This is a genomic window from Saccharothrix sp. NRRL B-16348 (assembly GCF_001280085.1).
Taxonomy (GTDB): domain Bacteria; phylum Actinomycetota; class Actinomycetes; order Mycobacteriales; family Pseudonocardiaceae; genus Actinosynnema.
This window is the reverse complement of record NZ_LGED01000207.1, coordinates 86,130-108,326: the sequence shown is the minus strand read 5'-3', so window position 1 is coordinate 108,326 and position 22,197 is coordinate 86,130. Positions and strand designations below refer to the sequence as shown.

Below are 22,197 nucleotides of genomic sequence, written 5' to 3'. Positions count from 1 at the left end.
ATCGTGGGTGGAGCAGTGACCGTCGGCGGCGCGGTGATCGTGGGCGGCGCTGGTCGGGTGGTCGGTGAGGGCTGGGTGGTGTTCGCCGGGGGAGGCGTGGGTGAGGTGACCGGCGCGGGAGATGTGGTCGGTGGGGTGGAGACCGGTGGTGCGGCCGGTGGCGTTGCCGCAGGGGTGACCGTGGGTGGAGCGGTGACCGTGGGCGGCGTGCTGATCGGGCTTGGCGACGGAGGTGCGCTGATGGTGGGTTTCGGCGCAGGTGGCGGCGTCGAGGGCGAGCTGACCGGGGCTTTGTTGACGTTGCCGTCGCCGGTCGGGGGCTTGGGTGCGTCGAACACGCCCTTGTCCGGTCCGCCGGTGAACTTGCTCGAACGGTCCGTTGACGGGCTCGCGCCCGGAGCGCCCGCGGCCGGCGGCGCTGCGACCGGCGGTGCCACCGGTGCGCTCACCGGCGGCACGACGGCGGGGGACGGCTTCGGGCTGGTCGGAGGCGGAGCGGTGGCGGTGCCAGGAGCGCTGTTGGCCGCAGCACCGGGTGTGCCTGGAGCAGAGGTGGCGGTGCCCGGCGTGCTGATGGTCGGGGCGCTGGGCGTGCCGACCGCGGGCGTGCTGATGGTCGGCTTCGGCGCGGGTGGTGGTGTGGAGGGCGAGTTGGCCGGGGCTTTGTTGATGTTGCCGTCGCCGGTGGGCGGCTTGGGTGCGTCGAAGACGTCCTTGCCGGGCCCGCCGGTGAACTTGCTCGAACGGTCCGTCCCACCGGCCGCACCGGGCGCGGCGCCGGGAGCCATCGGAGCACCGCCCATCGGGGGCACGGCCGGAGCGCTCACCGACGGCACACCCGGAGCGGACTTCGGACCGGTCGACGGCGGAGCCGTCGCGGTGCTCGGAGTGCCGCTGCCGGGTGCGCTGGTCGTGGGTGCGCTGGTCGTGGGTGCGCCGGTCGGAGGCGCACTGATCGGCGGCGCACTGGCGCTGGGAGTGCTCGGGATGCCGCCGCCGGGTGCGCTGATGGTCGGCTTCGGCGCGGGTGGTGGTGTGGAGGGCGAACTGGTCGGGGCTTTGTTGATGTTGCCGTCGCCCGTGGGCGGCTTGGGCACGTCGAAGACGCCCTTGCCCGGCCCACCCGTGAACTTGCTCGAACGGTCCGTCCCACCGGCCGCACCAGGAGCCGCACCGGGAGCCATTGGGGCACCGCCCATGGGTGGTGGCGTCACGGTGGGCGCACCGGACAGCGCGCCGCCGATGCTGCGGGCCGCCGTGCTCGCGCCGGGCGTGGTCGCGCCGGTCACCGGCCCCGCACCTGGCGTCGGGCCGCCCTTGACCGCCGGCTCGCCGGACGACCTGGAACCGGGCGGGGTCACACCGGGCACACCGCCGCCGGGCACCCCACCGCCGCCGCGCGGACCACCCGGAGAACCAGGACCACCCGGAACGCCGGCAATCGGCCCCACCGCCGGTCCGCCGGTGCCACGGGGTCCACCGGGCGGGGTCACGCCGGGCGCACCCGGCAGGTTCTTGACCGGCCCGACCGCCGGACCACCGGGCGACTTGGTCGACCCACCCGAATTCGGTCCGGACGCGCCGGGAACGTTCGTGATCGGCCCGACCGCCGGTCCGCCGGTGCCGCGCGGTCCACCGGGCGGGGTCACGCCCGGCCCGCCGGGCAGGTTCTTGACCGGCCCGACCGCGGGCCCACCGGTACCGCTCGTCCCGCCCGGCACATTGGGTCCGGTCGCGCCCGGCAGATTCTTGACCGGCCCCACCGCCGGCCCGCCGGTGCCATGCGTCCCACCAGGCACGTTCGGCCCGGCCGCCCCCGGCAGGTTCTTCACCGGCCCGACCGCCGGACCACCCGGCCCCTTGGTCCCACCGGTCCCGTTCGGCCCGGTCGCGCCGGGCACGTTCTTCACCGGCGTGACGGAAGGCCCACCGGCGCCCTTGGTCCCGCCGGTCCCGTTCGGTCCCGACGCGCCCGGCACGTTGGTCACCGGCGTGACGGATGGCCCGCCCGGCCCCTTCGCCCCGAGCGGCCCGTTGCCGGGTGAGCCCGGTGGCCGCTGGGCGTTCGAGTTCGGGTCGATCTTGGTGAACTGGTCGCGGGCGAACTGGTCGTTCTGCACGTGCGTCTGGGCGGTGGCCTTCAACCCGGACTGGACGTTGCCCATCGCGGTCGACGCGTTGTTCGCCTGCTGCACCGACGCGTCGTTCGAGCTGTTCAACGCGGGCACGGCGACGATGCCGATCGGACCGAGCGCGTTGGGCGCGAGCTTGAGCCCCTGCAACCCGCCGGAGATCGCCGCCAGCCGGTCCCGCAGGCTGCCGGCCCGCTTGTCCAGGTCGGACATGGTCGACTCGCTCATGCCGAAGCCGGTGTTGCCGGTCGGCCCGCCCGCGGGCGGCGGTGGCGCGGACGGTGGCGGTGACGACGGGTTGCCCGAGGAGCCCGGGGTGTTCGAGTCGACGCCGCCGCCACCGCGTGCCATGGCTGGTTCTCCGTGGTTCTTCTAGACCTGGACGGAACTGGTGGACGTCTCGCTCGACGAGGGCTGCGAGAACTGCGACTGGAACGAGTCGTAGCTCGACTTCGCCGCCTCACCGGCCGACTTCGCGTCGTTCGCCGCCTGCTCGACGCTCGTGCCGGCCTGCTCGGCCTTGCGCGAGGCCTCCTCGGCGGCCTTGATGTCGGCGTCGCTGCCGGACGCGAACGCCCTGGCGTTGGCCTCGGCCGCCGCCGCGTTGGCCGCCGCGAAGTCCACGTTGGCCTGCTCGTACGTGGCGTTCGCTGCCTTGGCCGCGTCGTTCTTGGCCGACATGTCGTTCTCGGCGGACGTGCGCGCCGGGTCGTCCGTGCCCGGGTTGTTGCGCTTGTACTCCTCGTACGCGGCCTTCGCGGCGTCGTCGGCGGGCTTCGCGTCGGCCAACGCCTCGTTGCTCGCCTTGGCGGCGTCGGCGACGTCGCGGGCTTCCCTCGCCGCCTTCTCCGCGGCCTGGGCCGCTTCACCGCGGGCCGCGTCCGCCTCGACCTTGGCCGCCTCGTACTTGGCCATCGCCGCGTCCCGGCCCGCCTGGTCACCGCGCGCGGCGGCGGCGTTGGCCTCCTCGACGTACGCGTTGGCCTTGTCGTTGGCCTCGCTCGCCTTCGTGGCCGCCGCGTTCACGTCCTCGTTGGCCTTCTTGGCCTCCTCGGCCGCGGCGGCTTCCTCCTCCTTGGCCTTGCTGTACCGCTCGTTGGCCTCTTCGGCCTTCTTGTTGGCGTCGGAGACCTTGTCGTCCTGCACGTCCTTGGCCAGCGCCTTGTCGATCTCGCGGTCGACGCCCTTCTGCGCCTTCCACGACTCGTAGCCGACCTCGGCCACGTCGGCGATGTTCTCGAACCGGTTCCAGCCCTTGCCGACGCTCTCGGTGATCTCGTCGAGGTTCTTGATCCGGCCCATCTGCCTGCCGAGCGCCGCGGTCAGCCGGGCGATCCGGGACGCGATGTTCACGCCGAGCGCCACGGCCTTGCCGACCGCGAAGCCGATGTAGGCCGCGATCGACGCGCCGAACGTGATGACCGCGGTGGCGGCGGCGATCAGCGCGCCCGCCAGCAGCGACCCGAGCAGCTGGGCGATCAGGTCGCGCACGATGTCGCGCAGCACGGACACCAGCACGCCGCAGATCGCGACGATCTTGGCCTTCTGCTCGACGGCGTTGGCCAGCGCGTCCAGCTCCTGGCCCATCGACTCCATGTTCTTCTGGAACGCCTCGGACGACGCGCCGGTCCACCCGTCGAACGTGGCCAGCTCGCGCCGGTGGTCCTCGGCCAGCACGCGCAGCTCGGCGGCCTGCTTCTTGGTCGCCTCGACGTTGGCCTCGATCTCCTCGGGGTCGCCCATGAGCTGGTCGAGCGGTTCTTTCAGGAACGTCACGTGCTCGATCAGCCAGCCGATGCCCGCGCCGAGGATCGTGCCGAACGGGTCGACCGCCAGCATGGCCATGGACGACGCCGTGCCGATCGCGGCGAACGTGATGTCCAGCGCCTTCTCGGTCTCGGTCTCCGCGTCCTTGCCGATCGTGGTGATCATCTCGTCCCAGGCCGAGATGAACAGCGAGCCCTTGAACTTGTTCTTCTCGGTGATCTCCATGCCCGGTGGCGAGGCGATCGGGGTGTCGGGGGCGGTCATCGCTCAGGGTCTCCTCGTCACCAGGGCTGGTTGTCGTCGTCCTCGTCGTCACCGGGACGCGAGGGGCGCGCCGGTCGCGACGGCATCTGCGGCTGCCTGCTCGCCGGGGCCGGGGGAGCTGCCGGAGCGGGTGCGTGGGCCGCGACCGGGTGCGGCGCGGGCTCGGCCTCCGGCTCGGCGTAGTCGGGCTCGTCGTCGTCCTCGACCTGGTCGTCCGGGATGGCGTCGCTGACCATCCGCATGGCCTCGGTGCCCTCGCCGAGCGGCTCGAACGCCGCCATCACCTGCTGCGCGGCCTGCTTCTGCGCCACCTTGGCCGTCTGCATGATCAGGGCGGTGAGGCGGGCGGAGCCGAGTTCGGTCGCCCGGTGGCCGAGCTGGATGTTCAGCAGCCCGCCGTTCGGGCCGACGGTGATCGTCACCGCGCCGTCCGGGCTCGACGCCGTGGCCTGCGAGTTCTCGAAGTTCTCCTGGAGGTCGGCCGACTTCCGCTGGAGATCGGCCAGCTTTGCCTCGAAGTTGTCGAGCCACTGCTGGGGGTCCAAGGCAACCTCCTAGGGGGGATATCGGTGCAGGCTGGAGTGCACCGGATCCCGCCAACGCCGCCCCAACGCCTCACCAACGGGTTAACCCTGCGGGCCTCCGAACCTTGATCGGCCCACGGTCGCCGAACGGCCACTTCACCCGGTCCGACCATTGACGGTGCGTAATCGACTACGACGCGGGGAAGTCGCGCTATCACTACGAGTGGCGGATTCGCTTGATGGCACCAACGATTAGGTCACGTGCGGACCGGTACGTGCGCGGGTGTCATTACTACGGGGTACGGTTCGCCACTCGGAAGCCCCGACGGCCCGCCGTCGGGATTTGTCTGCTCCTAGACGAGCAGGGAGGGAGACGAGCCGTGCGTCGTCGAATGCGTGGCCTCGCGGTGGCCGCGATCGCGCTGACCAGCGTTCTCACGATGGCCGCCTGCGCCAAGGACACCGGTGGGAACAACACCGGGTCCGGGTCCACCAACACCGCCGAGGGCTGCAAGCTGGCTGACAAGCCGCCGGCGGCCTCCGCCACGTCCAGCAGCGCCGCGTCGGGCGAGAAGGTCGACGGCAGCGCGCTCAAGGTCGGTCTGGCCTACGACATCGGCGGTCGGGGCGACGCGTCGTTCAACGACTCCGCCGCGGCGGGCCTGGACAAGGCCAAGGCCGACTTCGGCATCGCCGAGGTCAAGGAGCTGACCGCCGCGCCGAACGAGCCGGAGGACGCCAAGCAGACCCGGCTGCGCCAGCTCGCGAGCGAGGGCTTCAACCCGATCATCGGTGTCGGCTTCGCCTACGCGGAGTCGCTGAAGGTCGTCGCGCCCGAGTTCCCGAACGTCAAGTTCGCGATCGTCGACGGCGCGGTCGAGGGCGCGGCCAACGTGACGCCGCTCGTCTTCGCCGAGGAGCAGGGCTCCTTCCTGGCGGGCGTCATCGCCGCCTACCAGTCGAAGAAGTGCCACATCGGCTTCGTCGGCGGCGTGGAGATCCCGCTGATCCAGAAGTTCGACGCGGGCTACGCCCAGGGCGCCAAGACCGCCGCCCCGGACATCAAGATCGAGTCGAAGTACCTGACCCCGGCGGGCGACTTCACCGGTTTCCAGGACCCGACCAAGGGCCAGGAGGCCGCGACCGGCCAGATCGAGGCCGGCGCCGACGTGCTGTACCACGCCGCGGGCGCCTCCGGTAAGGGCGTGTTCTCGGCCGCGAAGACGGGCAACGCGCTCGCCATCGGCGTCGACTCCGACCAGTACAACCAGAAGACGGTCGAGGAGTCGAAGGACATCATCGTCTCGTCCATGCTCAAGCGGGTCGACGTCGCGGTGTACGACTTCGTCAAGGCGGTCGCCAAGAACGACCTGGCGAGCCTGCCGAAGGTGTTCGACCTGTCCGTGGACGGTGTCGGCTACTCCACCTCCGGCGGCAAGATCGACGACAACCTGAAGGCGGTGCTCGAGGGCTACAAGGCCCAGATCATCGCGGGCAAGATCAAGGTCGAGTCCACGCCGTAACCCCATCCGGCCTCCGGCGCACTGGGCCCTGCGAGCACCCTCGCGGGGCCCAGTGCGTGGTTAGCCCCGGCGCAGCCGGAGATCACACGGAGCTTCCATGAGCACTACGACCCCTGCCGTCGTCCTGTCGGGCATCACCAAGCGCTTCCCGGGTGTCGTCGCCAACAGCGACGTCCACCTCAGCGTGCAGGTCGGCGAGGTGCACGCGCTGTGCGGTGAGAACGGCGCGGGCAAGTCCACCCTGATGAAGATCCTGTACGGGATGCAGCAGCCCGACGAGGGCACCATCGAGGTGGCGGGCGAGCAGGTCCGGTTCCGCACGCCCGCCGACGCGATCAAGGCCGGCATCGGCATGGTGCACCAGCACTTCATGCTCGCCGACAACCTGACCGTGCAGGAGAACGTCGTCCTCGGCGCCGAGTCCCTGCACGGCATCGGCGGCAAGGCGCGCAAGCGCATCCTGGAACTCGCCGACGCCACCGGCCTGACCGTCGACCCCGGTGTGCTCGTCGAACGCCTCGGCGTGGCCGACCGGCAGCGGGTCGAGATCCTGAAGGTGCTCTACCGCGGCGCCAAGGTGATCATCCTGGACGAGCCGACCGCGGTGCTCGTGCCGCAGGAGGTGGACGAGCTGTTCGCCACCCTGCGCGGCATGCAGCAGCAGGGCTTCACGTTCCTGTTCATCTCGCACAAGCTGGACGAGGTGCGCTCGATCGCCGACTCCGTCACGATCATCCGCCGCGGCACCACGGTGGGCACCGCCGACCCGAAGGCCGTCAGCTCGCGCCAGCTGGCCGAGATGATGGTCGGCAGCGAGCTGCCCAGCCCGGAGACCCGCGAGTCCACGGTCACCGACCGCGTCGTGCTGCAGGTGGAGAACCTGGGCCTGGTCGCGGCGGAGGGCACCCGGCCGGTGCTCGACGACATCGACCTGGTCGTGCGCGCGGGCGAGATCGTCGGCATCGCGGGCGTCGAGGGCAACGGGCAGACCGAGCTGGTCGAGACGATCATGGGCATGCGCAAGGCGCACCACGGCCGCGTGCTGCTCGGCGACCGCGACCTGACCAGGCTGGGCACGCTCTCCCGCCGTGAAGCGGGCATCGGCTACATCCCCGAGGACCGCCACCGCCAGGGCCTGCTGCTAACGCAGCCGCTGTGGGCGAACCGCATTCTCGGCCACCAGACCCGCCGTCCCGTGTCTAAGGGCCAGTGGCTCGACCTCGCGGGCGCGAAGAAGGACACCGAGCGCATCGTCGAGGACTTCGACGTGCGCACGCCGGGCATCGACGTGGCCGCCGTCGCGCTGTCCGGCGGCAACCAGCAGAAGCTCGTGGTCGGCCGTGAGCTGTCCGGCGACCCCGTGCTGCTCATCGCGTCGCACCCCACCCGCGGTGTCGACGTCGGCGCGCAGGCGCTGATCTGGGACGAGATCCGCAACGCCCGCGCCCGCGGCCTGGCCGTGCTGCTGATCTCGGCGGACCTGGACGAGCTGATCGGCCTGTCCGACACCATCCGGGTGATGCTGCGCGGTCGACTGGTCGCGGACGCCGACCCGGCCACGGTCACCCCGGAAGACCTCGGCAGTGCGATGACCGGCGCCACGAGCGCCGAGCACGCCACTGGCGCCTCGCCGGCGTCGGAATCGGAAGGCGAGTAATGGGAATCTTGCGCGGCAAACTGCTGCCGCCCGTGCTGGCGATCCTGTTCTCCGCCCTGCTGTGCGGTATCGCGCTGGTGGTGTCCGGCGCGAACCCGCTGCGGGCGTTCGGGGTGATGTTCGCGCAGGTCGGTGAGGGCACCACCGCCGTCGACATCATCAACAGCACCGGCACCTACTACATCGCGGCGCTGGCGGTGGCGATCGGGTTCCAGATGAACCTGTTCAACATCGGCGTCGAGGGCCAGTACCGGGTCGCGGCGGTCGTCGCGGCCGTGGTCGGCGGCTCGATCGCGCTGCCGCCCGGCCTGCACGCCCTGGTGATCATCCTGACCGCCGCCGTCGCGGGCGCGCTGTGGGCGGCGATCCCGGCGATCCTCAAGGTGACGCGCGGCGTCAACGAGGTCATCTCCACGATCATGATGAACGGCCTGGCGCTCGGCCTGGCCGCGTACCTGATCGGCGCGGACGTGTTCGGCGAGCTGCGCGGCAACAACATCCGCACCCCGGAGATCCCGGAGACCGGCTGGGTGCCCGGCATCCCGTTCGGCTCGTCCGGCACGGTGTTCGGCCTGGTCTTCCTGGCCGCGCTGCTGGGCATCGGCTACTGGGTGATGATGAACCGCACCCGGTTCGGCTTCGAACTGCGGGCGTCCGGTGAGTCGTCCACGGCCGCCGCCGCGGGTGGCGTGAACGCCAAGAAGATGGTGCTGATCGCCATGCTGCTCTCGGGCGGCATCGCGGGCCTCGTCTCCATGCCGGAGATCCTGGGCCGCGACCACACCTACAACCTGAACTTCCCGGCCGGCATCGGCTTCTCCGGCATCGCGATCGCGCTGCTCGGGCGCAACCACCCCGGCGGCATCGCGTTCGGCGCGCTGCTGTGGGCGTTCCTGGACAAGTCGGGGCTGGCGCTGGACAACGTGGGCGTGCCCCGGGAGATCGTGACGATCATGCAGGGGGCGATCGTGCTGTCGGTCGTCGTCGCGTACGAGGTGGTCCGCCGGTTCGAACTGGCCGCGCAGCAGCGGCAGGTCGGCCGGCAGCTCGGAACGGTGGATGCGGCATGAGCACTTCATTGATGAACCCGTCCGAGGCCCCCGCCACCGTTCCGCCGCCTCGCAAGTCGCGGCGGATCCCCGGCTGGGCCGTCGGCGCGCTGGGCGTGGCGGGCGCGGTCGTGCTGCTGTCCACCACGTCGTACCTGACCGGTGTGCCCCAGCTGACGTCCACCGGCACCATCCAGACCGCCGTGCGGCTGGCGTTGCCCATCCTCCTGGCCGCCCTCGGTGGCCTCTGGGCGGAACGCGCGGGCGTGGTGAACATCGGCCTCGAAGGCATGATGATCATGGGCACGTGGGGCGCGGCGTGGGCCGGCTACCAGTGGGGTCCGTGGGCGGCACTCGTGGCGGCGGCCGTGTTCGGCGCGCTGGGCGGTCTCCTGCACGCCATCGCCACCGTGACGTTCGGCGTGAACCACATCGTCTCCGGCGTGGCGATCAACCTGCTCGGCGCGGGCCTGACCAAGTACCTGTCCACGCTGATCTTCTTCCCGCTGTCGAACAACCCCCGCGAATCGCCCGCCGTGCCGAAGTTCGACACCTACTCCGCCTCCGGCCTCTCCGACTGGCTCGGCGAACTCGAGGCGCAGCAACGAGTGGGCCTGTCCGACGTCGCCGGCATCCTGCGCGGCCTCGTCACCGGTGTGTCGCCGCTGACCATGCTGGCGATCCTGCTGGTGATCGGCAGCTACCTGGTGCTGTGGCGGACCCGGTTCGGCCTGCGGCTGCGGTCGTGCGGCGAGAACCCCGTGGCCGCCGAATCCCTCGGCGTCAACGTCTACCTCTACAAGTACGTCGCCGTGATCTCGTCCGGCGCGCTGGCCGGCATCGGCGGCGCGGCCCTCGTGCTCAACCCCGGCCAACCCGGCTACCTCGAAGGCCAGACCAACGGCCGCGGGTTCATCGGCCTCGCCGCCATGATCTTCGGCAACTGGCGCCCCGGCGGCCTCCTCGGCGGCGCGGCCCTCTTCGGCTACGCCGACGGCCTCCAGCTGCGCTCGGGCGGCAAGACGTTCCTCGCCCTGGTCTACGGCGCGGTCCTGCTGCTCGTCGTCATCGTCATCTGGCAGCTGGTCCGCCGCCGCTGGTTCGCCGCCGCGTTCGGCATCCTGGCCGCCGGCCTCCTCTACGCCGTGTACTACTCGGTGGAGGAGGTGCCGAGCGAGCTGACCACCTACGCGCCCCACCTGGTGACGCTGGTGGTCCTGGCGGTCGCGTCCCAACGATTGCGCATGCCCGCGGCGGACGGCGTGGTGTACCGCCGTGGTTGACATCGACTGGGACGACCTGCGGGCCCGCGCCGTCGCCGCCGCCCAGAGCGCCTACTGCCCGTACTCCGGGCTCCAGGTGGGCGCGGCGGCGATCTGCGACGACGGCCGGATCGTCGTCGGCTGCAACGTGGAGAACGCCGCCTACGGCGTCGGCCTGTGCGCCGAGTGCACGCTCGCCGGCCAGTTCATGCTCTCCGGCGGCGGCAGGCTCGTCGCCCTGGCGTGCCGCAGCGGCGCCGGTGAGCTGCTGATGCCGTGCGGCCGGTGCCGTCAGGTGATCTACGAGCTGGGCGGCGCGCCCTGTCTGATCGACACCCCGTCCGGCATCCTCCCGATGAGCAAGGTGCTGCCCGACGCGTTCGGCCCGGAGGACCTGCCATGACCCACACCGCCGTGGACGTGATCCGGGCCAAGCGCGACGGCCACCGGCTCACCGACGCCCAGATCGACTGGGTCGTCGACGCCTACACCAACGGCGTCGTGGCCGACGAGCAGATGTCCGCCCTGGCCATGGCCATCTTCCTGAACGGCATGGACACCGCCGAAACCGCCCGGTGGACCAGGGCCATGGTCGACTCCGGCGACCGGCTGACCCTGGACGTGGGCCGCCCCACCGTCGACAAGCACTCCACGGGCGGCGTCGGCGACAAGATCACCCTGCCACTCGCCCCCCTGGTCGCCGCCTGCGGCGCCGCCGTGCCGCAACTCTCCGGCCGGGGCCTGGGCCACACCGGCGGCACCCTGGACAAACTCGAATCCATCCCCGGCTGGCGCGCACAGCTCTCCGTGGACGAGGTCGCCTCCCAACTCCGCTCCGTAGGTGCCGTCATCTGCGCCGCCACCACCGGCCTGGCCCCGGCCGACAAGAAGCTGTACGCCCTGCGCGACGTTACGGCCACCGTCGAGTCGATCCCGCTGATCGCCTCCTCGATCATGTCGAAGAAGATCGCCGAGGGCGCCGAAGCCCTGGTGCTGGACGTCAAGGTCGGCTCCGGCGCGTTCATGAAGTCCCTGGACCAGGCCCGCGCACTGGCCACGGCCCTGGTCTCGATCGGCGTCGACCACGGCCTCCGCGTCTCGGCCCTCCTGACCGACATGTCTGTGCCACTGGGCCGCGCCGTCGGCAACGCGGTCGAAGTCGCCGAATCGGTCGAAGTCCTCCAGGGCAACGGCCCAGCGGACATCATCGACCTGACCGTCGCCCTGGCCGAAGAAATGCTGTCCCGCGTGGGCATCTCCGCCTCCCCCCGCGACGTCCTGGCCTCCGGCGAGGCCTACGAGACGTGGGCCAGGATGATCAGGGCCCAAGGCGGCGACCCGGAAGCCCCACTACCGACCGGCCGCCACAAGCACATCGTCACCGCCCCCTCCGACGGCTACCTGACCACCTTGGACGCCTACGCCGTGGGCGTCGCCGCCTGGCGCCTGGGCGCCGGCCGCGCCCGCAAGGAAGACCCGGTCCAACCGGGCGCCGGCATCCTGTGCCTGGCCAAACCGGGCGACCACCTGACCAAGGGCCAACCACTCCTGGAACTGCAGACCGACACCCCGGACGCCATCCCCGCCGCCCTGGAATCCCTCTCCTCGGGCTACGAAATCGGCGACCGACCACCCACCACCCCCCTGATCATCGACACGATCCGGGGCTAACCACCACACGAAGCCCTTCTTCCCCAAAGGAAGGGCTTCGTGTCATCCCGCCGACCTGGCTGTGCCCTACCGCGCGTGTCAAGGGGGCCGTTCACCGCTACCCACGGCTTCGACTGTTGGCCGCCCCCTTGACGCGGGTGGTAGCCCGGAGGGAGGTCGGTGGGATGACACGAAACCCGCACCACAACGGACCCGGCGCTTAACCGCCAAACCAGGCGTCATCCTGCTGATCTGCCCGTCCGGCGAGGACTCTTTTCTTTTTTAATTTTTGATCTTCACCCAACCCAAACCACCACAACAAAAAGACCCGGCCCCGCCACCGCGGAACCGGGCCTCCTCACGCCAAATCGCTCAGGCGCCCTCAGCCGTCAAGTCGTCATCGTCCACGTTCCGGTTCTCCCCGGGCTTCGGCCCGTTCTTCCGGGTCCGCCGCTGAGGCCGCGGCAGCGCGGTGGGCGGCGGGGGCGGCGTCGGCGAGCCGCCACCGAGGATCAGCTCGGCGAACGTCGCCATCGCCTCGTCCAGCTGCCCACCGATGCGCAGCTCCGACTCCTGGTTGCTCTTGCGCACCAATCCGGCCAGCGAATCGGCGTCCGGCCGCGTCGACAGCGAGCCCTCGACCTTGGCGATGCCCTGCTCCACCACGCCGGACAGCTCGCCCAGCCGCGACGCGAAGTCGTCCTCGACCGAGTCGAGCCGGGTCGCCATGGTGTCGAGCCGGGACGTCACCTGCTCCAAGCGCTGCGCCAACGCCTCCAGGCGGTCCGTCGCGTCGACCTGGTCGCGCGTCTCGTCCAACGCCGCGTGCAGCGCCTCGCGGGCCTCGTCCAGCTTGCCCGTCATCGTGCTGCGCGTGTCGGCCAACGACGCCACGAGCGACTCGCGCGTCTCGGTCAACGACGCGTGCAGCCCGTCCCGAGTGCTGTTGAGGTTGTCGCGGGTCTCGTCGAGCTTGCCCTGCAGACCGGCGGCCGACTCCGTCACCGAGCGCTGCAACGCCTCACGCGTGCCGTCAAGGTGCTCGTGCACGCCCTCGTCGACCTCGTCCAGCCGGCCGCGCAGGGCGGTCTCCAACGCCTCGATGCGCTCCCGCAACGGCCCGGTCACCGCACCCGGCACCTGCTCGACCTTGCCGTCCTGCTTGTCCAGGTGGCCGTCGAGGTCGTCGAGCCGCTTGTGGATGTGGGCGAGCTTGTCCTCCAAGCCGTCCATTCGCCCGGCGACGCCCTCGAACCGGCCCGCCACCCCGTCGAGCCGACCGTCGAGCTGCGCGAACGGCTTGGCGAGCTTGTCGACCAGGCCCTCGACGGCCCGACCGATGCTCTGCACCGCGTTGTCCTGCGCCTCCAGCTTGGACAGCGCCTCGTCCAGCCGCTCGGCCAGCACGCCGACCTCGGTCCGGTCGGGCAGCTCGGACAGGCGCTTGCGAACGGAACCCAGCGACTCGAGCGGGGACATCCGCGCGTGGATCTCGTCCAGTGCGTCGAAGATCTGCTGCTGTTCGCTCTCACGGATCTCCGCGGCGCGCGTGAGCATGTTGCGCATCCGATCGAAGGACATCGTGGAGTTGTTGTTCTCGTTCACGGCTCGGGTGCCTTCGTCCAGGGGAGGGGAGACCTCCGGGAGCCTAACCAGGTTGGGGCGGCGGGCAGTAGCGCCCCCCGACCGGGACCGCCTGGATCGACCTTGCGTGTAGTCCGTTGGAGTGACAATGGGCGACCTTACCCCAAGGTAACCGCACGCGCGCCTGTGACTGCTCCCCGTGAGCATCCGCCGTGTGAGTGACTAAAGCCCAGTAACCAGTAGCGGAAAGTTCTGCATCACGACTGCACAACGGCTTCACCGCAGCGAATGTGGCACCCGATCGAGTGGTTCTGGACACACCCGGTGACGCGGGGGCGATCATACCGGTCCTTGATCATCGTACGTCGGAACGACACGGCGTGTCACCGGTATACGGTGACGACCATGCCGACCCCGCTGACCCAGGAAAACCTTCGCCGCGCGCCGAAGGTGCTCCTGCACGACCACCTCGACGGTGGCCTCCGCCCGCAGACGGTGATCGAACTCGCCGAGGCCTGCGGCCACCAGGGCCTGCCCACCACGGACCCGGTCGCGCTCGGCGCGTGGTTCCGCGACAACGCCAACTCCGGCTCGCTGGTCCGCTACCTGGAGGGCTTCGCGCACACGTGCGGCGTCATGCAGGACGAGTCCGCGCTGGTGCGCGTCGCCTCCGAGGCCGTGCAGGACCTCGCCGCCGACGGTGTCGTGTACGCCGAGATCCGGTACGCGCCGGAGCTGTTCACCGACAAGGGCCTGTCCATGGAGCAGGCCGTGGAAGCCGTGCAGGAGGGCTTCCGCCAGGGCGAGGCCGCCGCCGGCAGCCGCATCAAGGTCGGCACGCTGCTGTGCGCGATGCGCCAGAACGACGGCTGGCAGCGCATCGCCGACCTGGTGGTCCGCTACCGGGACGCGGGCGTGGTCGGCTTCGACATCGCGGGCCCCGAGGCCGGGTTCCCGCCGAGCAAGGAGCTGTCCGCGTTCGAGTACCTGCGGCAGCAGAACGCGCACTTCACCATCCACGCCGCCGAGGCGTCGGGCGCGGAGTCGGCGTGGGAGGCCGTGCAGCTCGCGGGCGCGGAGCGGCTGGGCCACGGCGTGCGGCTGGCCGAGGACATCAAGGGCGACGAGGTCGGGCGGCTGGCCGCGTACGTGCGCGACCGGCGCATCGCGCTGGAGATGTGCCCGACGTCGAACGTGCACACCGGCGCGGTCGCCTCGCTCGCCGAGCACCCGATCAAGCGGATGGCGGACCTGGGTTTCCGGGTCACCTTGAACACCGACAACCGGCTGATGAGCATGGTGTCGCTGACCGGCGAGTTCGCCACCGTGGTCGAGAACTTCGGCTTCGGCTGGGACGACCTGCGCAAGTTCACCGTCAACGCCGCCAAGGCCGCGTTCATCTCGCACGAGGAGCGCCGCGCGCTCATCCAGGACGTCATCGAACCGGCCTACGCCGCTCTCGAGAAGTAGCAGAAGTAGCAGCACCGAAGAACCAACACGCACAAACAGAGGTCGCGGGCTCCGATGGCTGCCCGCGACCTCTGCCGCTTCTACCGCACTCCCACCGCCTCAGCGGTCACTGCACATCAGTGCACCTTGAGCCGGTCCTCGAACGCCGCCACGAGCGTCCGCCACGCCACCTGCTCGTCGTCGAACGGCGCGCTGGGCGCCAGCCGCGTCGGGTCGGGCTTGAGCACGTACGACACCAGCCACCCCAGCCGCTCGGACTGGTTCAACGCCACCTTCACGGTGTCGTCGTTCGCCCACTCGCCCGCGTCCTCCAGCAGTTCGACCACGAGGTCGAGCTGCGTGGGGTCGATCGCGTCCGGGCCGTCGGCGATGTCCTCGTCCAGGCCCGTGAGCACGTAGACGTTGTCCGGGTCGACCTCGACGTCCAGGTCGCCGCCGGTGGCCTTGGTGACCAGTTCGCCCCAGGTCGAGACCTCGGCCAGGTCGTTGTCGTCGGCCTCGACGATGAACCGGGCCAACGCGCGCGGCGAGCCGAACACGTCGATCCTGCCCTTGCGCCCGAGGAACACCGGGTGGTCGTCCAGGTAGCAGCGCAGCGTGTAGTACTCGCCCGCACCACTGATGATCTTGATCGGGTCGATGCCGACCTCGCCCCAGAAGCCGACCGGCTCCTCGCCGTCCTCGTCGTCCTCGTCCTCGGTGGCCGCCGCGGCGGCGTTGGCCTCCTCGTACTCGGCCAGCTCGTCCTGCGCGGCCTTGAGCGCGGTCTCGTCGACCTCCGGCGTGGCCACGACCTCGTCGATCGCGTCCAGCACCTCGTCCCACTTCTCCGCGACGACCTGGGAGATCTCGGTCCACAACGCCTGACCCTCGCGGCCGGTGAACGGCAGCGTGCCCTGCGGGAGCAGCGCGAAGCCCTCCGCCGAGTCGAGGATCTCGTGCACCTTCTCCAGCTCGCAGACGTCCGCCAGCGACCGCACGATCGAGATCACGTCGGCGAGCTCGCCGATGACCCACGTGTCGGGCTCCTCGGCGACCAGCTCGGGCACGCCGACGAGGTCGAACTGGTGGTTGTCGTCCGGCGACAGCTCACCGACCGACAGCGCGGGCACGACGTGCCACGCCGGGTGGTCGGTCAGGTCGTGCTCTTCGGCCTTGCGCACGAACGCCGCCAAGTGCGCGGCATCGGGGAACGCGTACAGGTCCTCCTCGTGGCCGAGGAAGGCTTCCCACTCCTCGCCCTCTTCCCGCCAGCGCGGGGCCCACAGGGTGACGACATCACCCTGGGTGAGCCCCAGCTCGATCGGGACGATGTCCTGTGCCATCCGACCTCCCGGTCACGCCATGCCCCTTTGCGATGCGGGGGCAAGAGTACGGGGTCGATCACGCACTACTGCCGTTGACCACGGAAAGGGTCCGCGAAGTAGTCGTCGTCGTCCGTTTCCTCGGGTTGGGGACGCGCCGCGGCGCGTCCCTTCGCCTGCCCGGCCCACGGCGGCGGAGTCGGTCCGGCCGACCTCGCCCCGTGCGCTCCCGGCGCCGTCGTCGGCGGCGTGACCAGCGGCTGAGGGGTCGCCACCGGCTCCGCCGAGGCCGCTTTCAGCGGTGGCGGACCGGCGAACGCCTCGACGGCCATCGCCATGCTGTCGCCCAACGACTTGGCCAACTCGTTGTAGCTCTTCTGCACGGCCGCGTCCGTCGCCAGCCGCGCCGTCTCCACGACGAGCCTGCCGACCGCGTCCGGTCCCTGCGCCAACGCGTTCGGGTGCAGGTCGAGCGCCGTCAGCTCGCCCGTCGCGGTCGCCGTGGCGCGGGCCAGGCGGGTCGGGTGCTCGGCGCTGCCGGTGGTGCGGGCCAGCACCTCGGTCAAGCCCTCGGCCGCCGCGAGCCGCTGCTCCCGTGCCGCCGCGAGCCGCTGTTCCTGTGCGACCGCGAGCGGTTGTTCCTGCGTCACCGCGAACCTCTCAGGTACGTGCCGTCGAAGCCGTCGTCGTCCGGACCGCGTTCGAAGCCGATCTCGGTCAACGCCCGCACCGCCGCCGGGTCGGCCACGCGTTCCACCGCCCGGTGCATGCGCGACGCCGCGTCACGGGACGCCCGCGCCGACACGCGCAGGATCTCGTCCGCCAACGCCCGCGGTCCCATGTTCAACGCCGACGGCGAAACCCGCACTTCCTGCGGCGGTCCGCCGGGCGCGGTGACGACCGTGACCGCGCCGTCCGGTGACGACGCCCGGCCGCGCACCGGCCCGGTGCGCGCGACGTGCTCGGCGACCTGCCGCTCGGTGTCGGCGACCCGCTGGGCCGCCCGCTGCGTCTCGTCCACGTCCTCAGCCCGTCGGTCGGTAGAAGCCCATGAAACCCATGCCGCTGTTGCTCGTGCGGATCGGGTTGACCTGCACCGGGTCGCCCGCCTCCACCATCTGCCCGTTGCCGATCACCATCGCCACGTGGCCGTCCCACACCACCAGGTCGCCGGGCAGCAGCTGGTCCGCCGGCACGGACGCGCCCATCGCCTGTGACGACGCGGGCCGCGGGATGTCGAACCCGGCCCCGCCGTACGCCCACTGGGTCAGGCCGCTGCAGTCGGTGCCCTGGGGCGGGTTCGCGCCGCCCCACACGTACGGGGTGCCCAGCGCCGACAACGCGTTGCGCACGGCGCGTGCGGCGGTCTCGTTGGGCGCTTCGGCGGAGCTGCCGTCGGGCAGGTTCACGCCGACGCCGGTGCCGGGCTGCAGCGGGATGGCCACCGGCAGGCGCGGTCCGACGGCATCGCCGCCGCCACCTCCGCCGCCGCTTCCACCACCTCCGCTGCCTCCACCACCGCCACTGCTCCCACCACTACCGCCGGTCGAGGACGACGACCCGCCGCTGTCACCCGCGGACGACGTCGACGTGGTGCCACCGCTCTCCACGCCCAGCGGGTCGCCGATCCCGGCGAAGTCCGGCTGCTGCAGCCCTTGGAGCTGCGTGACCACGGCCGTCAGCTCGGTGCGGACCTTCTCCAGCTCCTGACCGGTCTTGCCCTCGTACTCACGGGCCTTCGCGGTCACCTCCGCCGCCACCGCGAGCACCGCGCCGATCCCGCCGAACACCCCCGCCGCGACCGCCGCCGCCAGCCGGGGCCACGCCCAGCCGGTGAACTCGTCGATCAAGCCCTGGATCGCGGTCTTGCCGGAGTTCACCGCGTTCACCGCCGTCGTGGCGGCCTGCTGGGTGGTGGTCGCGTTGCGCGCCAACGTGCCCACGCCGCCGGAGAACGCGGCCACCCGGGTCTGGAACGCGTTCGCCTTCTCGCCGTACCACTCGCTCATCGCGGCGTTCGCCGCGCCCGTGTGCCTGCCGTCGAGCTCGGTCAACGCCGAGGACGCCCGCCCGAACGCCTCGGCCGCGCTCGTCGCGCCGCCGGTGTCGCCCTCGAGCTTGGCCAGGTGGTCCTTCATCGGCTGGACCAGTGCCGCCAGGAAGCCGCCGACGTCCACGTCAGGCCCGTGCTGCCCGGTTGAGGTCGGCGCTGTTGCGCGCCTCCTGGTCGGTGTACGCCTGGCCCGTCTTCCGGACCTCCGCGGCGAACGCCGACAACCCGGCCGACGCGGCGGCCACACCGTCCACTTGGGCCTGTGCCGCCTGCTGGAACGCGGCGCCGAGGCCGACCTCGTCGCCGATCTTGCCGAAACTGCCCGCGGCCAACGACGTCGTGCCCGCCAACGTGGACGTGCCGACCGTGCCGACCTCGCTCGCCAGACCCGTCGCCGTGCTGCCGTACGCCGACAGCGCCGCGGTGTCGACGCCGAAACCCCGTTCCACCCTCGTCCCCCTTTTGGTGCCGTGCGACCGCGATCCTGCCGCATCCCCTGCCTGGTTGTGCGGCGTTCGGCGAGATCCTGCCCCGATGAGCGGTACCACGGGCGGTGTCGTCACCTGATCATGTGTGTGTGGGTGTTTTGCGCCATTGGGAACGGATTGTGGCGTGGCTGGACCACCACGCCCCCTTGACCGGATCGGCGTTCGTGCCCCCCGAGGACGGCGCCGCGGTCGAGGCGTTGGCGGTCGCGAGCGGCCTCGAGCCGCCCGCCGCCCTGCGCGCGTGGTGGGCGGTGTGCGGCGGCACGGCCGACTTGGCGTTCGCCGAGGTGCTGCCGCCGTTCTACACGCCTCTCGGCCCGTCCAACGCGTTGCGCTCGTGGCGGTTGAAGGAGCGGTTCTGGCCCTCGGACCTCACCACCGAGGCGGGTACGCCGACGCGCGGTTTCCACCCGATGTGGCTGCCGATCGCGTTCGACGGGTGCGGTGACGCGTTGGCGCTGGACCTGCGGCCGGGCGTGCTGTCGGGGTGCGTGGTCGAGTGGGACCGCGAGGCGGGCGAGATGCTCAAGCCCGAGTGGACGAGCCTCGACGAGATGCTGGACCAGGTCGCCACGGCCCTGGAGCACCGCAGCCGGCTCGGCCACTGCGAGCCGTTGGTGACGACGGACGGCCGGTTGAGCTGGTGCACGAACTAGTGAACCGTTCGTCGTGAGCGTTGAACTCACGTGTTCTGAACGTAGGACACGCGCGACGTGAAGGTACGACTCGCGGGACGTGAACGTGGGACACGCGGGTTGATCACTCTGGTGGGTGAAAACGTCGCACGTCGGCGCGCTGAAGTCGGCGCGGTGCCGTTGGCTGCCGGGAGGGTGTCGACCTCCACGGGAGCCGGACATGCAGATCAGCCGCGTCGGAGCCGTCGGGATGGCGGTCGCCGTCGCCGTCCTCGCGATCGGGTGGGCGCCCGGTCCCCAGCCGAGGCTCGCGGCGGTGGTGAACCCCCTGCGGCCGGTCGCGCCGGACGACGTGTACGCCGATCCGAGCCACGGGTTCCTCGTGCTGGTCGAAGGGGACGCGGCGCTGTACGAGAACGAGACCGAGGGTCCGATGGCGATCGGCGGCGACGTCCGGTTCCGGCAGTACAACGCGGGCCTCAACGATCCCGGCACGTACGTCCTCTCCGGCGACACCCGGCCGACGAGCCTCGTCATCGGTGGCGCGCCCGACTTCGCGCAGAGCACGGGCTCGCTCAACGTGCTCAACGACTCCTACGCCAAGATCGGCGACCTGAGCGGCGCGGACGTGCTGCCGTCCGGTGGCGTGACGTGGGTCGTGCCCGACGGCGCGGCTCCCGGCGCCACGCCCGGCGTCGCGATCCAGACCTCGCAGCCCGCCGAGTCGGTCGGCGGTCCGAGCGGGTTCGACTTCGCGTCGTTGTTCGCGACCTACCGGCAGCTCAACGCGGAGATCTCCGCGTGCCCGTCGACCGTGACGTTGACGGACCAGAACGGGCAGAACCCGTGGAACGGCACCGACCCGAACGCGACGCTCGGCCTCCTGCCGGGCCAGAACGTGCTGACCCTGACCGCCGCCCAGCTGAGCGCGCTGGACAACATCAACCCGCGCAACGGCTTCCTGCAGCCGAGCGACCAGGCGTGGCTCGTCGTCAACGTCGACGTGACCGGCGACTACACCTGGGACGTGCCGCAGGTGAGCTGGCAGGGCAACGAGCCGTCGCGGCACGTGCTGTGGAACTTCACCACCTCGGGCACGATCACGCTGCCCGAGGCCTCGCCCACGGTGTGGGGCACGATCTACGCGCCGAACGCGGCCCTGGTCGACCTCAGCCCGGCCAACGTCGAGGGCGCCGTGGTGGTCCGGTCGCTCGTGCACGGCGGTGCGACGACCGGCAGCGGCGGCGAGATCCACAACGCGCCGTTCGACAACGTCCTCACCACCTGCACCAGCCCCACCACAACGACCACCACCCCGACGACTACCACCGAGCCGACCACGACCACCACCACCACCGAATCGACTACCACCGAACCCACCACGTCGACCACGACCGCGGGCCCCACCACCGGGACTACGAGCCACCCGTCGGCCGTTCTCCCGGACGGTGAGCACCTGGCCGACACCGGCACCCCGGTTCGCGGCCTGCTGGTGCTCGGCGGCCTGCTGCTCCTGTCCGGCTCGACCGCGCTGGCCCTGACCAGGCTGCGCGACCGTCGCGGCTAGCACCCGAAGCCGGCTCGCCCACAGTTCGCCCACCGCGGCCGCGATCTCCGGTAGACTGAGTAGTCGCAGCTCAGAGCACTCGCTGGAGGTGGGATGGCGGACGTCCACGACGTGGCCGCGGCCGTGCTCGACGCCACCGGGCCCGAGTCGCCGATGAAGCTGCAGAAGCTCCTCTACTACGCCCAGGCGTGGTACCTGGCCGAGCACGGCGAACCGCTGTTCGACGCCCGGATCGAGGCGTGGCGGCGAGGTCCCGTGGTCCCCGAGGTCTACTTCCGCCACCAGGGCCAGTCCGAGGTCTGCGCGTGGGAAGAGGGCGATCCGCGCGGGCTCACCGACCGTGAACGCGAGGTCGTCGGGTCGGTGGTCGAGCGGTACGCGCACTTCAGCAGGCACGAGTTGAGCGACATGGCGCACGACGAGGAGCCGTGGCGCGCGGCGCGCGGCGAGCTGGCCGAGTCCGAGCCGAGCAGCGCGCCCCTCTCCCACGAGGTGATGGCCCGCTACTTCCGCCGGTTGACCAGCGGCGCCGAGGAGGCGATCGCGGAGGCCGTCGGCAGCGCCCGGCTGGAGGGCCTGGCCGTCCCGGACGACGTGGTGGCCACGATGCGCGCCGTCGCGGCGGGCGAGCTGACCGTGGACGAGGCGATCGCCAGGGAGATCGAGGCGCTGCGCCGGTAGTGGACGAAGACCCCTACCTGGACCCCGCGTCCGGGGTGCTGCGCAACAACCTGGGCCTGACGGACCCGATCGAGTGCGACTTCGCCGAGACGCGGCTGAGCACGATGCGCGTCGAGCAGCTCGCGATGGCGCCCCTGCCCGGGCTGTACGACCTCGCCCACCTCCGCGCCTTCCACCGCCGCATCTTCGGCGACTTCTACCCGTGGGCCGGTGAGCTCCGTCGGGTGAACATCGGGAAGTCCGCGTTGTTCGCCGCTTGGCGGCAGATCGAGCCCTACGCGATCGGCGTGTTCGACGACCTGAAGAAGGAGCGCTACCTGCGCGGACTGCCGCGGGACGCGTTCCTGGACCGGTTCACGCACTACTTCGCCGAGGTCAACGCCGTGCACCCGTTCCGCGAGGGCAACGGGCGCGCGCAGCGGGCGTTCTTCCGCCAGTTGGCGCGGGAGGCGGGCTGGCGGGTCGCCGTGCACACGCTGGACCGGGTCGCGTTCATCGACGCGTGCGAGCAGAGTCTGACCAGTTCGAACGACGCGTTGCACGACCTGTTCGACACGGTCTTGAGCGTCGCGTGATGTGACCCGGCT

General features: G+C 71.1%; 19 protein-coding genes and 1 pseudogene. 12 read left to right on the top strand and 8 right to left on the bottom strand.

Features of this window, described 5'->3' with window-relative positions:
* Nucleotides 1–2,508 (top strand): annotated as a pseudogene (locus ADK67_RS52705) (hypothetical protein); the annotation flags it as partial.
* Here ADK67_RS52705 and ADK67_RS25205 read toward each other — a convergent pair.
* Both ADK67_RS25205 and ADK67_RS25200 read right to left on the bottom strand, forming a co-directional pair.
* Complete coding sequence (locus ADK67_RS25205) at nucleotides 2,505–4,163, bottom strand: WXG100 family type VII secretion target (protein WP_053718966.1); 1,659 nt, start codon at nucleotides 4,161–4,163, stop codon at nucleotides 2,505–2,507. The pseudogene ADK67_RS52705 and the gene ADK67_RS25205 overlap by 4 nt on opposite strands.
* 17 nt (nucleotides 4,164–4,180) lie before the next feature.
* The gene (locus tag ADK67_RS25200) at nucleotides 4,181–4,708 is read right to left on the bottom strand and encodes a YbaB/EbfC family nucleoid-associated protein (protein WP_053718965.1); all 528 of its coding nucleotides are present in this window, start codon (nucleotides 4,706–4,708) and stop codon (nucleotides 4,181–4,183) included.
* A 371-nt stretch (nucleotides 4,709–5,079) separates the two neighbouring features.
* Between ADK67_RS25200 and ADK67_RS25195 the strand changes: the two genes are divergently transcribed.
* From ADK67_RS25195 to ADK67_RS25170, 6 genes are all read left to right on the top strand, one after another.
* The gene (locus ADK67_RS25195; RefSeq protein ID WP_053718964.1) at nucleotides 5,080–6,210 is read left to right on the top strand and encodes a BMP family lipoprotein; all 1,131 of its coding nucleotides are present in this window, start codon (nucleotides 5,080–5,082) and stop codon (nucleotides 6,208–6,210) included.
* A gap of 97 nt (nucleotides 6,211–6,307) precedes the next feature.
* Complete coding sequence (locus tag ADK67_RS25190; protein ID WP_053718963.1) at nucleotides 6,308–7,867, top strand: ABC transporter ATP-binding protein; 1,560 nt, start codon at nucleotides 6,308–6,310, stop codon at nucleotides 7,865–7,867.
* Nucleotides 7,867–8,937 (top strand): ABC transporter permease, encoded by a 1,071-nt coding sequence (locus ADK67_RS25185; RefSeq protein ID WP_053718962.1) that lies wholly within the window; start codon nucleotides 7,867–7,869, stop codon nucleotides 8,935–8,937. The genes ADK67_RS25190 and ADK67_RS25185 overlap by 1 nt, the downstream gene beginning before the upstream one ends.
* A complete protein-coding gene (locus ADK67_RS25180; protein ID WP_197289601.1) occupies nucleotides 8,934–10,199 on the top strand; it encodes an ABC transporter permease in 1,266 nt (421 codons plus the stop codon). The genes ADK67_RS25185 and ADK67_RS25180 overlap by 4 nt, the downstream gene beginning before the upstream one ends.
* Nucleotides 10,192–10,581: a cytidine deaminase gene (locus ADK67_RS25175; protein WP_053718960.1), complete on the top strand. Its 390-nt coding sequence runs from the start codon at nucleotides 10,192–10,194 to the stop codon at nucleotides 10,579–10,581. Before ADK67_RS25180 ends, ADK67_RS25175 begins: the two co-directional genes overlap by 8 nt.
* Nucleotides 10,578–11,849, top strand: coding sequence for a thymidine phosphorylase (locus ADK67_RS25170; RefSeq protein ID WP_053718959.1), 1,272 nt, complete (start codon nucleotides 10,578–10,580; stop codon nucleotides 11,847–11,849). The genes ADK67_RS25175 and ADK67_RS25170 overlap by 4 nt, the downstream gene beginning before the upstream one ends.
* Nucleotides 11,850–12,200: 351 nt before the next feature.
* Here ADK67_RS25170 and ADK67_RS25165 read toward each other — a convergent pair whose 3' ends face one another.
* Complete coding sequence (locus ADK67_RS25165; RefSeq protein WP_053718982.1) at nucleotides 12,201–13,409, bottom strand: hypothetical protein; 1,209 nt, start codon at nucleotides 13,407–13,409, stop codon at nucleotides 12,201–12,203.
* Between the two features lie 408 nt (nucleotides 13,410–13,817).
* Between ADK67_RS25165 and ADK67_RS25160 the strand changes: the two genes are divergently transcribed.
* Nucleotides 13,818–14,882 carry an adenosine deaminase gene (locus tag ADK67_RS25160; protein ID WP_053718981.1) on the top strand — a complete coding sequence of 355 codons (1,065 nt, stop codon included), beginning with the start codon at nucleotides 13,818–13,820 and terminating at the stop codon, nucleotides 14,880–14,882.
* A gap of 116 nt (nucleotides 14,883–14,998) precedes the next feature.
* Here the strand turns inward: ADK67_RS25160 and ADK67_RS25155 are convergent, their stop codons facing one another.
* The 5 genes from ADK67_RS25155 to ADK67_RS25135 form a co-directional block, all read right to left on the bottom strand.
* Entirely contained in the window at nucleotides 14,999–16,207 is a 1,209-nt protein-coding gene (locus tag ADK67_RS25155; RefSeq protein WP_053718958.1) for a hypothetical protein, read from the bottom strand.
* 65 nt (nucleotides 16,208–16,272) lie between these two features.
* Nucleotides 16,273–16,836 (bottom strand): hypothetical protein, encoded by a 564-nt coding sequence (locus ADK67_RS25150; protein WP_053718957.1) that lies wholly within the window; start codon nucleotides 16,834–16,836, stop codon nucleotides 16,273–16,275.
* The gene (locus ADK67_RS25145; RefSeq protein WP_053718956.1) at nucleotides 16,833–17,207 is read right to left on the bottom strand and encodes a YbaB/EbfC family nucleoid-associated protein; all 375 of its coding nucleotides are present in this window, start codon (nucleotides 17,205–17,207) and stop codon (nucleotides 16,833–16,835) included. The genes ADK67_RS25150 and ADK67_RS25145 overlap by 4 nt, the downstream gene beginning before the upstream one ends.
* A 4-nt stretch (nucleotides 17,208–17,211) precedes the next feature.
* A complete protein-coding gene (locus ADK67_RS25140; protein WP_053718955.1) occupies nucleotides 17,212–18,363 on the bottom strand; it encodes a C40 family peptidase in 1,152 nt (383 codons plus the stop codon).
* A 1-nt stretch (nucleotide 18,364) separates the two neighbouring features.
* Complete coding sequence (locus ADK67_RS25135) at nucleotides 18,365–18,688, bottom strand: type VII secretion target (protein WP_053718954.1); 324 nt, start codon at nucleotides 18,686–18,688, stop codon at nucleotides 18,365–18,367.
* Between the two features lie 185 nt (nucleotides 18,689–18,873).
* On the opposite strand from ADK67_RS25135, the gene ADK67_RS25130 reads away from it, so the two are divergent.
* From ADK67_RS25130 to ADK67_RS25115, 4 genes are all read left to right on the top strand, one after another.
* Entirely contained in the window at nucleotides 18,874–19,383 is a 510-nt protein-coding gene (locus ADK67_RS25130) for an SMI1/KNR4 family protein (protein ID WP_197289600.1), read from the top strand.
* Nucleotides 19,384–19,582: 199 nt separating this feature from the next.
* Nucleotides 19,583–20,929: a choice-of-anchor A family protein gene (locus tag ADK67_RS25125; RefSeq protein ID WP_053718952.1), complete on the top strand. Its 1,347-nt coding sequence runs from the start codon at nucleotides 19,583–19,585 to the stop codon at nucleotides 20,927–20,929.
* Between the two features lie 93 nt (nucleotides 20,930–21,022).
* On the top strand, nucleotides 21,023–21,610 hold the full coding sequence (locus ADK67_RS25120) for a type II toxin-antitoxin system antitoxin SocA domain-containing protein (protein WP_053718951.1): 588 nt from the start codon (nucleotides 21,023–21,025) through the stop codon (nucleotides 21,608–21,610).
* Entirely contained in the window at nucleotides 21,610–22,185 is a 576-nt protein-coding gene (locus ADK67_RS25115; RefSeq protein WP_053718950.1) for a Fic/DOC family protein, read from the top strand. Before ADK67_RS25120 ends, ADK67_RS25115 begins: the two co-directional genes overlap by 1 nt.
* Nucleotides 22,186–22,197 lie beyond the last annotated feature (12 nt).

Bases quoted from the DNA above. Each gene is read 5' to 3' on its own strand.
- ADK67_RS25205 (WP_053718966.1), bottom strand. From the start codon at position 4,163: ATGACCGCCCCCGACACCCCGATCGCCTCGCCACCGGGCATGGAGATC.
- ADK67_RS25195 (WP_053718964.1), top strand. From the start codon at position 5,080: ATGCGTGGCCTCGCGGTGGCCGCGATCGCGCTGACCAGCGTTCTCACG.
- ADK67_RS25190 (WP_053718963.1), top strand. From the start codon at position 6,308: ATGAGCACTACGACCCCTGCCGTCGTCCTGTCGGGCATCACCAAGCGC.
- ADK67_RS25185 (WP_053718962.1), top strand. From the start codon at position 7,867: ATGGGAATCTTGCGCGGCAAACTGCTGCCGCCCGTGCTGGCGATCCTG.
- ADK67_RS25180 (WP_197289601.1), top strand. From the start codon at position 8,934: ATGAGCACTTCATTGATGAACCCGTCCGAGGCCCCCGCCACCGTTCCG.
- ADK67_RS25170 (WP_053718959.1), top strand. From the start codon at position 10,578: ATGACCCACACCGCCGTGGACGTGATCCGGGCCAAGCGCGACGGCCAC.
- ADK67_RS25165 (WP_053718982.1), bottom strand. From the start codon at position 13,409: ATGTCCTTCGATCGGATGCGCAACATGCTCACGCGCGCCGCGGAGATC.
- ADK67_RS25160 (WP_053718981.1), top strand. From the start codon at position 13,818: ATGCCGACCCCGCTGACCCAGGAAAACCTTCGCCGCGCGCCGAAGGTG.
- ADK67_RS25155 (WP_053718958.1), bottom strand. From the start codon at position 16,207: ATGGCACAGGACATCGTCCCGATCGAGCTGGGGCTCACCCAGGGTGAT.
- ADK67_RS25125 (WP_053718952.1), top strand. From the start codon at position 19,583: ATGCAGATCAGCCGCGTCGGAGCCGTCGGGATGGCGGTCGCCGTCGCC.
- ADK67_RS25120 (WP_053718951.1), top strand. From the start codon at position 21,023: ATGGCGGACGTCCACGACGTGGCCGCGGCCGTGCTCGACGCCACCGGG.